Source organism: Actinomycetospora sp. (assembly GCF_036497245.1).
In the GTDB taxonomy this organism is placed as follows: domain Bacteria; phylum Actinomycetota; class Actinomycetes; order Mycobacteriales; family Pseudonocardiaceae; genus Actinomycetospora.
Window position 1 is genome coordinate 1 of record NZ_DASXJS010000174.1, and the last position, 15,732, is coordinate 15,732.

Sequence of the window (15,732 nt, forward strand, 5' to 3'; positions counted from 1 at the left end):
CCAGGCGTAGCGCGGCCCGGATGAGCTCGAGGCGCACCGACCACGTTGCGTCGCGCATCGGCGCGACGGTGTCGGTGAGCGCGGTCAGGTCGGCCTCGAGCTCGACACGGCGCCCCAGCTGCGCCAGCGCGGTCATCCGCCACATGAGTCCGGAGGCGACGAACTCTCCCGAGCCGCACGCGTGGCCGAGCGCGACCGCGTCGTCGCCGAGTGCGAGCCGGCGCTCGACGTGGTCCACGTGGGTGCGTTCCTCGTGCTCGGCGAGCAGCTCCAGGAAGCGGGCGGCCGGGTCGGGCACCGCCGCGGCGTCCGGCGTCGTGCGGCCCCACGGGCTGCGGGTCGCTTCCAGCTGGGCTCGCAACATCCGCTCGACATCGCCGTCGCGGCCGTCCCACGCGGCGAGCGCCTCGAGACACAACCGATGGACCTCGCCCGCGATCGGGGTCCGCGCCGCCCCGGTCAGCGCGGTCGCCGCCGCCGCCAGGCCTGCGACGTCCCCGGCCGCCCGGGCGCGGTCCGCCGCGTCCTGGCACGCGGCCCACGCCTCCTGCAGGCGTCCGTGCCGCGCGTGGCGACGGGCGCGTGCCAGGAGCTCCGCCGCGTCCGGGTCGGCCGAGGGTGCCGCAGCTCCGCTCGGAGTGCGCGACTCCGGTGCGTCCGCCCGTCCGGCCCGTGGAGCCTCCACCCGTCCGAGCATAGGGACGGCGGTGAGTGGGCCCAAGATGAGTGTTCGCCCCGATGTCCGATCGGCGGATCGTCCTTAACCTCACCGGACATGGCGATCGATCAGAGCGAACTCGTCGCTCATCCTGCGGAGCTCGGTGGGCGTATCGGTTTCTGGGGCGGAATCGTGGGCGCCGTCCAGGCCGCCGTCGTCCTCATCGCGCTTCTCGTGGCGGACCCCGCGGACGCGTTCCGCTTCAGCTACCCCTTCACGCCCGGGGTGTACTCGATCGCCGAAGTGACGTTCGCGGCGCAGCACGTCACGTTGATCATCGGCGTTCTCGCCCTCGCTGGGGTGGTCCGCACGTCGCGGCTCGGCCGGTACGGACTGCTCGGCGCCGCCGTGGGGCTCGCGCTGCTGACGCTCATGGAGCTGTTCGCCATCACCGTGGCGGACGCCGCGGCCGACGATCCCCGGGCGGAGCTGGTGAGCTCGCTCTACGGCATCCCCACGGTGATCACGGGGATCGCGCTCGTCGTCGGGGGGATCGGGATCGCCCGATCCGGTGTCCTCGCCGGCTGGAGCCGCTGGATCGTGCTCGCCACCGGGGCCTTCGTGTTCGTGGCGCTCATCCCGGCCCTCGTCGGGCCCGACATCGCGGGCCGGATCGCGATCGGTGTCTGGATGCTGCTCTTCGCCGCCCTCGCGCGGGCCGCCTACGCCACCCGATGACCCGGCGTCGGGGCGGGTCAGAACTGCAGGTGCAGGCTCACACCCAGCAACACCAGAGGCCAGAGGAACAACGCCAGCAGGAACGAGACCAGGCTGGAGATGTTCGTGATCCCGTAGCCGTTCGAGAGGGCGACCACCAAACCGATGATCAGCCAGAGAATGCCTCCGAACGAGACACCACGGCGCATGGCATTCCTCCAGGGAACGGCGTCCGGCAGGTTCCGGGCGGAGACCCCCCTGTCGGGGGGCGGGAACAGTACCACCGCCCGGCGCGGCGTCCAGGGGAAATGCGTCGTCGACATGTCCTGCCGCCGCCGGAGAGTGCCGCGAACGGTCAGCCCTCGGTCGGGTCGTCGATCGGGGCGACGAGGGCCAGGCCGAGCAGGAGGCGGTCGCGGGCGTCGGTGAGACGCCGGCCGGTGAGGGACTCGAGGCGGGTGAGCCGGTACATCACCGTGTTGCGGTGGCAGTAGAGGAGGCTCGCCGCACGGGACGGCGAGCCGTCGGCGTCGAGCACCGCGCGCAGCGTGTCGAGCATGGTCTGGCGCTCGGACGCCGGCAGGTCGAGCAGGCCGCCGAGGGCGGCGCGCCGCAGCCGGGGCACGAGGTCCGGTGCCTCGGCGAGGAGCGCCTCGGGGAGGCGGTCGTCGAGGCCGGCCACCGTGCCCACGCCGGTCGGCAGGGTGCGCGCGGCCAGGCGCGCCCACCGGTGGGCGACGTCGAGGCGGGCCAGACCGCGCACGGGCGGCGACACCCCCACCGGGCCCGACGCCGCGCGGCCGAGCGCGTCGATCACCGCCCGGAGGGCGACAGCCGGGTCCTCCGGGAGCACGACCACGCCGACGACCTCCGCGGAGCGGGCGTGCCAGAGCGACGGGGCGATCTTCGTGAGCACCTCGGACGGCGCCGGGAGCGGGTCGTCGTCGGGCTCGCCGGTCGAGGCGACGACGCAGACCAGCTCGGCGTTCTCGGGGACGTCGAGCAGGCGGGCGGCGTCGCGGGCCACGGCAGGCTCGTGCCCCCGGCCGGCGAGCAGGCCCTCGAACACCGCCCAGCGCCGGCCCAGCTCGAGCCCGCGCAGGCGGGTCTCCTCGCGGCGGTAGGCGTCGACCAGGCGGTCGGAGCTGGCGTCGAGGATCCGCCACACGTCGTCGGCGGCGATCAGCAGCGCCGCGTCGTGCACGCCGCCGAACCGGGTGCGCGAGACCTCGCGCATCCGCTCCCACACCAGCCGCCCGCACTGTCGGTAGGCCCGCAGCACCACCTCGAGCGGCACACCCTGACGGGCGCGGCGGCGTCCGGTGTCGACGGTGAGCGCCGCCGCGGCGGCGCCGGGCGGGAGGTCGCCGGCCAGCTGGGTGAGGAGCCGTTCGAGGCTCGCCCGGCACGTCGCGCGGAGGTCGTCGCGTACCGGCACGCCGAGCACGTCGTAGACGTCCTCCCGCTCGAGGATCCGCGCGGTCAGTCGGTCGGCGAGATCGTCGACCTCCTCCCGCAGCGCGCGGCACAGCACCGTCAGCGTCTCCCCGGCGGACTCGGTGGGGACGGTCGGGATGGCCACCACCGCAGCATGCCGTGCAACGCGCTGTGCGGTCCACGTCACATGTTGTGCTCAGTGCCCATACCGCCGGCGGGGTCCTCCGACGAGGCTGGGCGGGTCGCGATCGACCCATAGGGCCCGCGGCGTCACGAGAGGAAGGAACCGGACATGGCAACCACGGGGGCGGGAACCGGGTCCACGACGGCGTTCGACCGTCGGGAGGTACGCCGGACCTCGCTGGTGAGCCTGCTGGGCTCGACGATCGAGTGGTACGACTTCTTCATCTACGGGACCGCCGCCGCGCTGGTCCTGAACACGGCGTTCTTCCCGAACGCCGACCCGTTCCTCGGAACACTGGCCGCGTTCAGCTCGTTCGCGGTCGGATTCATCGCCCGGCCGGTCGGCGGCATCATCTGGGGCCATTTCGGCGACCGCATCGGCCGGAAGAAGGCGCTCGTCTCGGCGCTGTTCCTCATGGGTGCGTCGACGACGCTGGTGGGCCTGCTGCCCAGCTACGCGACGATCGGGGTCGCCGCGCCGGTGCTGCTGTTCCTGCTGCGGATCCTGCAGGGCCTCGCCGTCGGGGGTCAGTGGGGCGGCGCCGTCCTCATCGCCACCGAGAACGCCCCGCCGAACCGGAAGGGCTACTACGGCAGCTTCCCCCAGCTCGGCGTCCCCATCGCCGTGATCCTGTCGAACGGGATCTTCCTCGGCCTCGAGGCCGGGCTCGGTGAGGAGGCGTTCGTCGAATGGGGCTGGCGCGTGCCGTTCCTGATGTCGGTGCTGCTCATCGGCGTCGCCCTCTACGCCCAGCTGCGACTCGAGGACACGCCGGCGTTCAAGCAGGTGCAGCAGGAGGGAGCCACGCAGCGGCGGTCGCCGGTCCTCGAGGTGCTGCGCTCCCATCCGAGGCAGGTGGTGCTGGCCGCGGGCTCGTTCGTCGCGGTGAACGGTGGCTTCTACCTCTACATCATCTATGCGCTGTCGTACGGCACGAAGGTGCTCCACCTGCCGGAGTCGACGATGCTCGTCGGCATCCTCGGCTCGAGTGCGGTCAACCTCGCGCTGATCCCGCTGTTCGCGCTGCTCTCCGATCGGATCGGGCGCAGACCGGTGTACCTCGCGGGAGCGATCGGCACCGTGCTGGTCGCGTTCCCGGTGTTCTGGTTGATCGACACCCGTTCGATGTTCCTGATCTTCCTGGGGCTGCTCCTCGGCGGGATCGCCAATTCCGCGATGTACGGCCCGCAGGCGGCGCTGTTCGCCGAACTGTTCAGCGCCGAAGTGCGCTATTCGGGGGCATCGCTGGGCTACCAGATCGGCGCGGTGCTCGGCGGCGGGCTCGCCCCGCTCGTCGCCGTCGCGCTCTACCAGGCGACCGGCACCTCGGCGTCGACGTCGCTGTACCTGCTGGCGATGGGGATCGTCACGGCGGTCTCGGCCTGGCTGCTGCAGGAGACGTACCGACCGCGGGGCCGGGACACCGCCACGCCCCAGCAGGGGGCGGAGGTCCACGACTCCGCCGGCTGACGGAGTGGCCGGGCTCCTGTCCTCACACCGTCACCCGCGGGCGGGTCGCAACCCGGCGGCACACGCGAGCCGCCGGGTCCACCCGGGCATCCCCAGCTGCTCGAAGGCTGCGCTCGCGGCCGAGACGTAGGGCGCGGCCATCTGCGGCTCCCCGGCGCGCAGGTGCGCGAGGGCCTGATCGTGATCGACCACGGCCCGCAGTGGGCGAGCGCCCTGGGCATCGAGCACGGCGCGAGCAGCGTCGAACCACCCGAAGGCCTGGTCGAGATCGCCGGACAGCACGCAGAGCCGGGCCATCGCGAGCCGGCCGTCGGTCATCGGGAAGCGGAAATCGGCCGGCAGCGCCTTGTCCCGCAGCGCGGTCCGGACCACGGCGAGATGGTCGCGGCGGTCGAGCAGCCACAGTGTCTCGGCCACCTCGCACGCCATCCGGCAGTAGTTCGGGGCCCAGGCCGGGGCTGCCCGCAAGGCCCGGACCGGCGCGGCCAACAGCGACATCGCGCTCTCGGTGTTCCCCATCCTGGCCTCGATCCGAGCTCCGATGCTCGTGATCGCCGCGCTGCCCCAGTGCCGGTCCTGACCCGATCTCAGCCACGGGGCGAACTCCGCGCGGCGCCGCGACCAGCCGTCGTCGAGGGTCATCACCAGCGCGTCCTCGGCGCCCTGGTGGTGGAGCAGCTGCCATCCCCGTTCCAGATCCGGCACCCGGGCGACCAGCTCCCGGACGCGCTCGAGGGACTCGGTGCCCGCGGTCAGCTCGCCGAGGGCGATCTGGCAGCGGGCCTGCCCTGCCCGGCAGTAGACCGCCCAGGCGAGCTGACCGCGCGCCTCGGCGGCGTCGGCGAAACGATGGAAGACGGGCACCGCGCCGTCGTAGTCACCGAGCAGGAACGCCGCGACCGTCGGGTCCTCGGCCGCCCCGGGCGGGACGCGCTCGCGACGGCCGTGCACGGCGGCCAGCGCGTAGCGGGCGAGGTCTCCCCGGCCGGCCAGCCGGCCCGACTCGTGGAGGACGCGCAGTGCCTCGCGCCGGCCGGGCACGTCGAGGGGCATACCGGGGTGCTGCGGGTCGGCCGCCTCCCGTCGGTCCAGGTCCAGCAGGGTGAGCGTCGCCCAGCTGATCCGGTCCTCGGAGTCGGGATGGTGGATGTGGCGCAGTCCGTCGGCCGCGAGCAGCCGCGCGTGCCGCCCGCTGCCGGCCATCGCCAGCACGCCGGCCACCTCGGCGAGGACGGCCGGGCGGGGGCCGTCGGCGGCCGCGATCTTCGCGGACTCCACGGCGAGGTCGAAGCGCATCGCCCAGGCCAGTGCCGTCGCGCGGCGGCGAAGCGCTGCCGCTCGTCGGGGGTCGTCGGGGCTCATCAGGTCGACGGCGAGCTCGAGCATGGCCGCCTGCTCGTCGTGCGCGCCCGCGGCCGCGGCGCGGTCCGCGGCCTCCAGGGCGAACGGGGCACCGGCCTGCGCCGCCGGGAGAGCTGCGGCCCGGTGGTACTGCACCGCGATCTCGGCCGCCCCCACGACGGCGCCGTCGGCGCGGGCGTCCGCGAGGGCGGCCGCGACGTCGCGGTGCAGGCGGAGGCGACGTGAGGGGTTGAGCTCGCGGTACACGGCGTGCCGGATCAGAGCGTGAGTGAAGGTGTAGCGGTCCGGGACCGTGTCTGCCACGGCCAGTCCGGCGGCGAGCACGTCGTCGAGCGCGCTGAGCCCTTCGTCGTCGACCAGACGCGCGACCTGTCGGATCGGGTCGAACGGGAAGGGTCCGTCGATCGCCGAGGCGGCGTCGAGCAGACGGTTGGCCGCGGCGGTCAATCGACGCCGACGACGGCTGATCACCTCGCGGACTCCGTCGGGCACGGCCGACAACGGGAGCTCCGTGCGCAGCCGACCGTCGGCGCCGGGGGCCAGCTGCCCGTCCTCGTGCAGCTGGCGAACGATCTCGCGTGCGAAGAACGGGTTGCCGCCGGTCTCGTCCGACACCGCCGCGACGACGTCGTCGGCAACCGGTGCCCCGACCGTGGCGGAGAGGAGGCCCTCGACGGCGTGGCGATCGATCCCGGCGAGGCGCAGCGTCGTGCACTCGGCGTCACTGCGCAGGGCGCCGAGCGCGTCGCTCAACGGGTGCGCCTCGCCGATCTCGCCGTCCCGGAAGGCGCCGACCACCAGCACCCGATGCTTCACGGTGCTCCGTGCGGCGTGACGCACCATGGCGACGGTGCCGTCGTCGGCCCAGTGGAGGTCGTCGAGGAGCAGCACGACCGCCGCGGTCCGCGCGAGGTCGGCGACGAACCGCGCGACGCCGTCGAGCAGGCGCAGCCGCACCTCGTCCGGCTGCAGCGCCGGGCCCGGCTCCGTCGACGGCGTCCGCCTGGTGCGGATCAACAGCATCTCGAGGGCTGCCACGGCCGGCGGGACGTCGGTGCCGTCGAAGTGTGCCTCGAGCGCCTCGGCGAAGGGCTGGAACGGCGCGGCGCCGGCGCCCTCGATACACCGACCCGACAGCACATGGGCTCCCCGGGCGCGTGCCCGTTCCGCCAGTTCGGCGAGCAGATGCGTCTTGCCCACGCCGGCGTCGCCGCGCACCAGGGCAACGCCTCCGCGTCCCGCGGCAGCGGTGTCGACCTGCCCGAGCAACGCGCCCAGCTCCCGATCCCGGCCGAAGCAGGGCGTCGCCCCGGCGGAGGTCCTCGTGGTCGGGGCGGCGGGAGGCAGCGTGAGCGACGGGTCCTGGGCGAGGATCGCGGACTCCAACCGCCGGGCCTCGGGCCCCGGGTCGACACCCAGCTGATCGGCCAGCACCAGCCGCATCCGCCGGTAGCACTCGAGCGCCTCGGCCTGTCGGCCCGCGCGGTAGAGGGCCAGCATCAGCTGGATCCACCGTCGCTCGCGCAGCGGCCGGCTGTTCACCAGGGCCTCCCCGGCCAGGATCGCCTCGCCGTTGCGGCCCAGCCCCAGCAGTGACGCGATCCGGCCGTCGTTCGCCGTCTCCCGGAGCTCGTCGAGCCGGGCGGCCTCGTCGCGGGCGAAGGGGCGCTCGGCGAACTCGGCCAGGGCCGGTCCCCGCCACAGCGTCAACGCCTCGTCGTTCCCGGCCAGCGCCGCCGTGTGGTCGTCGCGGTCGGCCGCCCGGCGGGCTTCGGCGATCAGCGTCTCCGCCAGGGCGCCGTCGGTCGAGCCGATCTCGAGCAGGTAGCCGGGGGGTCGGGTGATGATCGTGGCGTCGCATCCGGCGACGAGGCGGCGAAGCCGCAGCACATGGTTCTGCAGGGTCTTGGTCGCGGTGCGCGGAGGTACGTCCTCCCACAGGGCGTCGACCAGCCGGTCCTCGGACACGACCTCACCGGCACGGATCGCGAGAGCGGTCAGCAGGCATCGCTCCTTGGCACCGCCGAGTCGGACGGTCCCGGTGCAACCGACGAGCTCGAGCGGGCCGAGCAGCCGTAGCGCGACCGACATCCGCCCAGCTTCACCGGCCGCGGCAGGGCCTGTCCAGGTTCGTGCGACTCGCGTGCGACCGGACCGCGACCGGGCGGCCGCACGCTGGGCGCCCGTTGCTCCCGGGAGGAACCATGAAGGCCGTCCGCCTGCACGTCTACGACGAGCGCCCGGTGCTCGAGGAGGTCCCCGAGCCGGTCGTGACGGGTCCGCACGACGTGATCGTGCGCGTCGGCGGCGCGGGGGTCTGCCGGACCGACCTGCACATCCAACAGGGCTGGTTCGCCCCGCTGGTTCCCGTCGAGCTTCCCTTCACCCTGGGCCACGAGAACAGCGGCTGGGTCCACGAGGTGGGCTCGGCGGTGGACACCGTCGGCGTCGGCGACCCGGTGATCTGCCATCCGCAGCTCAGCTGCGGCCGCTGCCCCGCCTGCCGGGTGGGCGACGACATGCGCTGCGAGCGGGGCCTCGACTTCACCGGCCTCAACCGCGACGGCGGCTTCGCCGAGTTCCTCAAGACCACGGACCGCGGGGTGCTGCCCCTCGAGCCCGGCCTCGAACCGGCCGAGGTCGCACCGCACGCCGACGCGGGCCTGACCGTGATGCACGTGGTCCGCAAGGCGATCCCGCTGCTCGGGCCGGGAACCCGTGTGGTCGTCCAGGGCGTCGGCGGACTCGGGCACATCGCCGTGCAGTGCCTCGGCGCCCTCACGGCCGCGGAGATCATCGCGGTCGACCCCGACCCGGACGCGCTCAAGCTGGCATCGGACTGTGGAGCGCACCACCTCGTAGGCGACCAGCCGGTGGAGCGTGTGCAGTCCCTGACCGGCGGCGCCGGGGCCGATGCGGTGATCGACTTCGTGGGCGAGGGCGACGCGGTCGGTACCGCGCTGTCCATGGTGCGGGCCCGCGGCACCTACTTCGTCGTCGGCTACGGCGGCACGCTCACCATTCCGACCCTGCACCTGGTGCTGCCGGAGATCAGCGTGGTGGGCAACGCGGTCGGGACCCACGACGACCTCCGCGAACTCATGGCGCTGGCCGCCGGTGGCGGTGTGCAGGTGCGGACCCGGGCCTATCCCCTCGAGGCATTCGCCGACGCGCTCGACGACCTGCAGCTGGGCCGCATGCACGGCCGCGCCGTCCTGGTGCCCTGAGCAGAGAACAGGCCACTCCTCTGGTGGCTGATGGATCGAGGTATGGAGGCCTCATGTCGAACTTTGCGATGTTCTTTTCCTACACTCCGGACACCTGGGCCAAGATGCTCGCCGATCCCAGTGACCGCACGCCTGCCGTGAGTTCGCTGGTCGCGGGCGTCGGAGGCACGCTGCACGGGCTCTACTTCATGCTGGGTGAGAAGGACGGGTTCGTTCTCTTCGATGCACCGGATGCGGAGTCGGCTGCGGCGCTGGCATTAGCAGTCACCAGCACCGGCGCATTCAGTGCGGTCCAGACCGGACAACTCATCGAGGCCGGGGACCTGCCCGCCGTCCTGCGAACGGCCGATTCTGCCCGCGGACATTATCGGCCGCCCGGCGACTGATCTGTCGACGTTCTCGGGCTCCGATCGCCCGCCGGCCGCCCTCCACCTCTGACACTCCCGCCCGTGACCCGGGCCGATGGCCGCACCGGTGCGGCTAGGGTGCGGTGGCTCGATCCGGCGCGAGGGGTGGAAGATGACCGACGACGCACAGCGCGTCCATGCGTTGCTGCAGGAGAACGAGCAGCAGGTGCTTCGGTCGTGGGTCGGCGCCACGCAGCAGGCCCTGCACGGGCGGGCGACCGGGCCGGAGCTGAGCCGGACCTTCGCGGAGCTGCTCGCCGCGTTGATCACGGCTCTCCGCGAGGCGGGCCTGGACGTCCGGGCGGCCCCGTACGCCGGGGTCCGGGCCCTGCTCAGCGATATGTCGCGTGACCGGGCACGACGCGGCTTCGCCCCGGGCGAGACCGCCACCGAGATGTTCGCCCTGCGGGAGCCGTTGTTCGGGCTCATCGACTGGGAGGCTGATTCCCGGGCGACCGTGGCCGCGGTGTCGCGGTGGGTGGACGAGCTCGGCACGCTCACCTTCGAGACCTACAGCCAGGCCCGCGAGGAAGTGATCCGGGAACAGAGCGAGCAGCTGCTCGAACTGACCACTCCGGTGGTGAAGCTCTGGGACGGGGTCCTGGCCGTCCCGTTGATCGGCACGTTGGACTCCGCGCGCACGCAGATCGTCATGGAGAAGCTGCTGGAGACGCTGGTCGACACGGGCTCCGAGCACGCGATCATCGACATCACCGGGGTCCCCGCCGTGGACACCGAGGTGGCCCAGCACCTGCTCAAGACGGTGATCGCCGCCCGGTTGATGGGTGCGGAGTGCACGATCTCCGGGATCCGGCCGCAGATCGCGCAGACGATCGTCGCGCTCGGGATCCAGTTCAACGACATCCCGACCAAGGCCACCCTGGCCGACGCGCTGCTGCACGCGCTGCGCGGCCGGGGGATCGAGGTCAGCCGGACACGGGGCACCTGATGGACCGGATTCCGATCCTCTCGCTGGGCGAGTCGCTCCTCGTCTCGGTCCAGACGGACCTCCAGGACGACACGGTGGTCTCGTTGCAGGAGGACCTGGCCGCGAAGATCGTGGCCACGTCGGCTCGCGGCGTCGTCATCGACATCTCGGCCCTCGAGATCGTCGACTCGTTCACCGGCCGGATGTTCGCCTCGATCGCGGCGTTGTCGCGCGTGCTCGACGCGGACACGATCGTCGTCGGGATGCGGCCCGCGGTGGCGATCACGCTCGTCGAGCTCGGTCTGACCCTGGAGGGGGTACGGACCGCCCTGGACCTGGAGAAGGGCCTCGAGGTCCTGGCCCGGCTGGCCGCCGCGCGGCAACCACGCCCCGCGGACTTCGGAGGCGCCGCATCGGCCGGCGACGGCAGCAGCAGCCTCCCTGCTCCTCCGGGGCCATGACGCCGCCGACCCCCGCGGAGGAGGTCGCGATCCGTTCGGGGGACGACGTGGTCCGGGCCCGCCGGTTGGTCCGCGAGGTGGCCCAGACCGCCCGCCTCTCCCTCGTGGACCAGACGAAGCTGGTGACGGCCGCGAGCGAACTGGCGCGCAACGCGCTGGTCCACGGTGCCTCGGGGACCGCGCGCGTCGAGCTCATCCAGGCCGGCGGCCGGACCGGGGTCCGCGCCGTGTTCTCGGACCAGGGTCCGGGCATCGCGGACGTGGCGCTGGCCATGACCGACGGCTACACGACCGGAACGGGTCTGGGGCTCGGTCTCGGCGGCAGCCGTCGGCTCGTCGACGAGTTCCACCTCGACACCGCCCCACTGCGCGGCACGACCGTGACGGTCGTGAAATGGAGCCGGTGAGCGGATGGCCGGGCGTCGAGGACGTCGCCTGGCTCGGCCTGGACGAGCCGAGCAGCGTCGGGGCGGCGCGCCGGGCCGCGGAGGAGCTGGCCGACCGGCTCGGCCTGCCGGAGGGGCGGGTGGCCGACGTCGGTCTGGCGGTCACCGAGATCGCCACCAACGTCCACCGGCACGGTGGTGGCGGAGCGGTCCTGCTGCGCGCGACGCGCACCGTGTCGGTGGCGGCCGTCGAGGTGGTGGCGATCGACTCGGGCGTCGGCATCACCGACATGCGCGCGGCGCGTCAGGACGGGAGCTCGACCGCGGGCGGTCTCGGCATCGGCCTGGGGGCCATCGATCGGCTGGCGGACTCCCTCGAGATCAGCTCGTCGCCGGGTCGCGGGACCGTGCTCGTCGCGCGGTTCGGGCCGCGCGGCCGCGGGACCGGGGCCGCCGTCGAACCACCCGACGCGGACGCGGCGGGCATCACCCGCCCGCTGTCGGGGGAGCAGGTGTGCGGCGACGCCCACGCGGTGCGCACCGACGGATCGAAGCTCCTGCTGATGCTCTGCGACGGTTCCGGCCACGGCCCGCTCGCGGCAGCGGCGTCGCAGGCGGCCGTCCGGTCCTTCCTGGACGACGACCACTTCCCGTCGCCCCCGGAGGACGCGGTGCGTCGCATCCACGCCGCGTTGACCGGCACCCGTGGCGGGGCGGTCGCCGTCGCGGAGCTGGATCCCGAGAAGCAGACGGTCCGCTTCGTCGGCGTGGGCAACATCGCGGGAGCGGTTCTCCGGGACGGCGGGCGGCGCAGCATGGTGTCGATCGGGGGTGTCGCGGGCTACCGCGCACCGACCATCCGCACCTTCACCTATCCGATGCTGCCCGGTGCCGTCGTCGTCCTGACCTCGGACGGCGTCCGCACCGGATGGGACGCGTCGGTGCTGCTGGGCGTGGAGGACCATTCGCCGCTGCTGCTCGCGGCCACGTTGCTGCGGGACGCGGGCGTCCGGCATGACGACGCCGCGGTCCTGGTCGGGCGGGTCGGGGGATGACCGGGCCGGCGCGGGCCCATGGCGAGCTGGCGCGATTGCGGGTCTCCCAGGACGAGGACGTCTTCGTCGCGCGGCAGACGGCCCGTGAGCTCGGCGCGTCCGTCGGGCTCGTGCGCCAGGACCAGGTGCGGGTGGGCGCCGCGGTGAGCGAGCTCAGCCGCGAGCTCGTCCGCCTGGAGCAGCCGTGCTTCCTGGTGCTCTCCCTCGCCGGCGGGTCGATACCGGCCCTGGTCGTCGAGGCGGAGTGGACGGGACGGCTCGGGGGAGCGTTCGCGGCATCGGATCCGAGCTCGGTCGAGGGGGTTGCCGCGGCCGCCCGTCTGATGGACACCTGCCACCTCGTCGGCCGTGCCGACGGGGGCACCGTGACCCTGACGAAGACCCTCCCGCCGGGCGGCCCGTCGGTGACGGCAGCACGTCTGGTCGAACTACGGACCGCCGAGGCGGCCAAGCGGGCCGACACCGCCCTCGAGGTGCTGCACAGCCAGGATCAGGACCTCGCCGACGCCATGGACAGCCTGCGGTTGCGTCAGGAGGAGCTGGAGCGGGCCAACCTCGAGCTGGAGGAGACCAACCGCGGTGTGGTCGCGCTCTACGCCGAACTGAACGACGCCACGGCACGGCTACAGGAGGCCAGCGAGAGCAAGACCCGTTTCTGGGCGAGCGTCGGCCACGAGCTCCGCACGCCGTTGAACTCCGTCCTCGGACTCTCCCGCCTGTTGCTCGACGCCGGGTCGGACCCGCTGACGGAGGCGCAGCGCACGCAGGTCGAGCTGATCCGGGACTCGGGCTCGATGCTGCTCGCGATGGTCGCCGACCTCCTCGACGTCGCGAAGGCCGAGTCGGGCCGGCTCGAGCCCCGCTTCGAGCTCGTGGATCTGACACGGGTGCTCGAGGAGCTGCGCGCGTCGATGCTTCCGCTCGCCACCACGCCCACGGTGGAGCTGCTGATCGACGAGCCGCACGGGGCGGGGCCGTTCCGGACGGACCCCGAGCTCCTCGGACAGGTCCTGCGCAATCTCGTCAGCAACGCCCTGAAATTCACCGTGCGGGGGACGGTGCGGTGTCGGGCGCACGTCACGGCCGACCACGTCGAGCTGGTGGTGACCGACACGGGTATCGGCATTCCCCCGGAGCACCTCTCGAAGGTGCAGGAGGAGTTCTACCAGGTCCCCGGCCCTCTCCAGGTCCGCGGCGGCGGTACCGGGCTCGGACTCGCCTACAGCCGGCGGGTCGCCGGGATCCTCGGGGGCGAGCTGTTGCTGAGCAGCGAGGTGGGGGAGGGGACCTCCGCCGTCGTGCGGCTCCCGACCGACCCGCAGCGGACAGACGTCGCACGATTCGCCTCGGTGCTGATCGTCGACGACGACGCCGCCTTCCGGACGGTGCTGCGCGGCGCCCTCGTCGGGATCGCCGAACGCGTGGAGGAGGTCGGCGACGGCGCGTCGGCGCTGCGTCGCCTCGTGTCCGGTCCGGTCGGTCTGGTCCTGCTGGACCTGGAGATTCCCCCACCGACCGGGTCCGCGGTGCTCGCCGCGATGCGTCGGGATCCCGGTCTCCGGGCCATACCGGTGGTCGTCGTGACCTCGATGGTGCCCGTCGGCGCCCGGCGGGCCGAGCTCGACTCCACCGCGGCGGTCATCGACAAGGAACAGTTCTCTCCCGAGCTGCTCCGCGCCGCGATCGCGATCGCCACCCAGCTGACGGAAGGTGCTCGATGACCGAGTCGGAGGCCGGGCCGCCGCCCGACGAGCCCGGAGTGGTGCTGGTCGTCGACGACACCGTGGCCGGGCGCTACGTCACCGCGAGCTGGTTGCGGCGCCGTGGCCACGAGGTGATCGAGGTCGGGACGGGCGCCGAGGCACTGGAGACGATGGCCGCGCGGGCCGTCGACCTCGTCGTCCTCGACGTCGGGCTCCCCGACATGAGTGGCTTCGACGTCTGCGCGATGATCAAGGGCGACCCGGTCCTGACGCGACCCGTCGTCCACCTCTCGGCGACATCGGTCCGCGGCGCCGACCGGGTGCAGGGACTGACCCGCGGCGCCGACGCGTACCTCGTGGAGCCGGTCGAGCCCGAGGAACTGATCGCCACCGTCGACTCCGTCCTGCGCTCCTACCGGGCCAGGGACGCGGCCGAGACGCTGGCCGAGCGGCTCGCCGCGCTCACCCGGGCCTCGTTGGCGATGAACGCCGGTGCCACCGTCGAGCAGGTCGTCGAGGCGGTCGCCGTGGGTGCCGCCGAGATGGTCGGGGCCGAGGCCGTCGCGCTCGTCCACGACGCCGACGGCGCGCTGAGGTGGGCCGCCACCTCCCCGGGCGGGGGCAGGCTCGACGGGGCGGACGGACCGACGTCGGCCATGCGGGAACTGCTCGTCGCGGAGGCCCTCGCGCCCCCGGGGGCGTTCCGCGTTCCCTGGCGGGTCGTCGGTCCGGCCACCGCGAACGACATGTGCTGCGCGTTCGTGTTCCGTTCCCGCGGGAGTCTGCCGGTGGCGCTCGCCGTGCGCCGTCCCACGCTGCAGCCGGCCCACACCGAGCTCCTGGCCCAGCTCGGCCAGGCGGCGGCGCTCTCGCTGGACGCGCTCCGGCTGCACACCCAGGAGCACGACCTCGCGCTCACCCTGCAGCGCAGCTTCATGCCGCCCGTGCCGCCGGACCGGCCCGGGGTCGAGATCGCCGCCCGGTACGAGCCCGCCGGGGACAACACCGAGATCGGTGGCGACTTCTACGAGATCGTCGAGCTCCGCGACGGCAGGCTGCTGGCCGCCATCGGGGACGTCGCGGGCCACTCCGTCCACGCCGCGACGGTCATGGTGGAGCTCCGGCACGCGCTGCGCGCGTACGCCCTCGACGGTCACGGACCCCGGGAGATCCTGGAGCGTCTCGAGCGAATGTTGCGGGTCTACCACCCCGACGAGTTCGCGACGCTCTGTCTGCTGCTCCTCGACGAGGAGCACAACCGGCTGACGGTCGCCAACGCCGGCCACCTGCCGCCGCTGCTCATCGGGCCGGCCGGCTCCGAGTACCTCCTGGTCGGAGGCCCCATGGTGGGGCTCCGACGTCCCCACCCGCCCGCGACGGAGCTGGAGCTCCCGCCGACGTGGTCACTGGTCCTGATCACGGACGGCCTGGTCGAGGCGCCCGGAGCGGACCTCGACGCCGAGCTGGAGCACGTGCGGGTGACCGCGCCTCCGGATGCGACGGCCGAGGAACGGTGCGACGTCCTCCTGTCCCGTTTCGCGCAGAACCGGCTCGCCGATGTCGCCGTGCTCGTGCTCCGGAGGATCGATCGCGCCGGCTAGCTGTCCCACCCACGGAGGTTGGTGACGTGGTCGGCGAGGACACGCCAGAGTCGATGATCTTGAAGTAGGGAGGACCTCCAGGCGAGGTGTGGAGCTGCTGAAGGCACCCACGCCGTCGACCCTGGAGGTCCTCGTG

General features: G+C 73.2%; 13 protein-coding genes. 10 read left to right on the forward strand and 3 right to left on the reverse strand.

Annotated elements, in window-relative coordinates:
* Nucleotides 1–685 (reverse strand): hypothetical protein (locus VGI02_RS18650; RefSeq protein ID WP_331629569.1); only part of this gene is annotated, 685 nt, incomplete at its 3' end.
* Between the two features lie 90 nt (nt 686–775).
* Between VGI02_RS18650 and VGI02_RS18655 the strand changes: the two genes are divergently transcribed.
* Nucleotides 776–1,396 (forward strand): hypothetical protein, encoded by a 621-nt coding sequence (locus VGI02_RS18655; RefSeq protein WP_331629571.1) that lies wholly within the window; start codon nt 776–778, stop codon nt 1,394–1,396.
* Nucleotides 1,397–1,730: 334 nt separating this feature from the next.
* Here VGI02_RS18655 and VGI02_RS18660 read toward each other — a convergent pair whose 3' ends face one another.
* Entirely contained in the window at nt 1,731–2,957 is a 1,227-nt protein-coding gene (locus VGI02_RS18660) for a PucR family transcriptional regulator (RefSeq protein WP_331629573.1), read from the reverse strand.
* Between the two features lie 147 nt (nt 2,958–3,104).
* Here VGI02_RS18660 and VGI02_RS18665 point away from each other — a divergent pair, with 147 nt between their 5' ends.
* The gene (locus tag VGI02_RS18665) at nt 3,105–4,466 is read left to right on the forward strand and encodes an MFS transporter (protein ID WP_331629575.1); all 1,362 of its coding nucleotides are present in this window, start codon (nt 3,105–3,107) and stop codon (nt 4,464–4,466) included.
* A 30-nt stretch (nt 4,467–4,496) separates the two neighbouring features.
* Here VGI02_RS18665 and VGI02_RS18670 read toward each other — a convergent pair whose 3' ends face one another.
* A complete protein-coding gene (locus VGI02_RS18670; protein WP_331629577.1) occupies nt 4,497–7,919 on the reverse strand; it encodes an ATP-binding protein in 3,423 nt (1,140 codons plus the stop codon).
* Between the two features lie 113 nt (nt 7,920–8,032).
* Between VGI02_RS18670 and VGI02_RS18675 the strand changes: the two genes are divergently transcribed.
* From VGI02_RS18675 to VGI02_RS18710, 8 genes are all read left to right on the forward strand, one after another.
* Nucleotides 8,033–9,055 carry an NAD(P)-dependent alcohol dehydrogenase gene (locus tag VGI02_RS18675; RefSeq protein ID WP_331629579.1) on the forward strand — a complete coding sequence of 341 codons (1,023 nt, stop codon included), beginning with the start codon at nt 8,033–8,035 and terminating at the stop codon, nt 9,053–9,055.
* Between the two features lie 53 nt (nt 9,056–9,108).
* On the forward strand, nt 9,109–9,441 hold the full coding sequence (locus tag VGI02_RS18680; protein WP_331629582.1) for a GYD domain-containing protein: 333 nt from the start codon (nt 9,109–9,111) through the stop codon (nt 9,439–9,441).
* Between the two features lie 133 nt (nt 9,442–9,574).
* Nucleotides 9,575–10,411: an STAS domain-containing protein gene (locus VGI02_RS18685; RefSeq protein ID WP_331629584.1), complete on the forward strand. Its 837-nt coding sequence runs from the start codon at nt 9,575–9,577 to the stop codon at nt 10,409–10,411.
* On the forward strand, nt 10,411–10,851 hold the full coding sequence (locus tag VGI02_RS18690) for an STAS domain-containing protein (protein WP_331629586.1): 441 nt from the start codon (nt 10,411–10,413) through the stop codon (nt 10,849–10,851). The genes VGI02_RS18685 and VGI02_RS18690 overlap by 1 nt, the downstream gene beginning before the upstream one ends.
* Complete coding sequence (locus tag VGI02_RS18695) at nt 10,848–11,258, forward strand: ATP-binding protein (RefSeq protein WP_331629588.1); 411 nt, start codon at nt 10,848–10,850, stop codon at nt 11,256–11,258. Before VGI02_RS18690 ends, VGI02_RS18695 begins: the two co-directional genes overlap by 4 nt.
* A complete protein-coding gene (locus VGI02_RS18700; protein WP_414638314.1) occupies nt 11,255–12,292 on the forward strand; it encodes an ATP-binding protein in 1,038 nt (345 codons plus the stop codon). The genes VGI02_RS18695 and VGI02_RS18700 overlap by 4 nt, the downstream gene beginning before the upstream one ends.
* Nucleotides 12,289–14,013: an ATP-binding response regulator gene (locus tag VGI02_RS18705; protein WP_331629593.1), complete on the forward strand. Its 1,725-nt coding sequence runs from the start codon at nt 12,289–12,291 to the stop codon at nt 14,011–14,013. Before VGI02_RS18700 ends, VGI02_RS18705 begins: the two co-directional genes overlap by 4 nt.
* The gene (locus tag VGI02_RS18710; RefSeq protein WP_331629595.1) at nt 14,010–15,596 is read left to right on the forward strand and encodes a SpoIIE family protein phosphatase; all 1,587 of its coding nucleotides are present in this window, start codon (nt 14,010–14,012) and stop codon (nt 15,594–15,596) included. The genes VGI02_RS18705 and VGI02_RS18710 overlap by 4 nt, the downstream gene beginning before the upstream one ends.
* Nucleotides 15,597–15,732 lie beyond the last annotated feature (136 nt).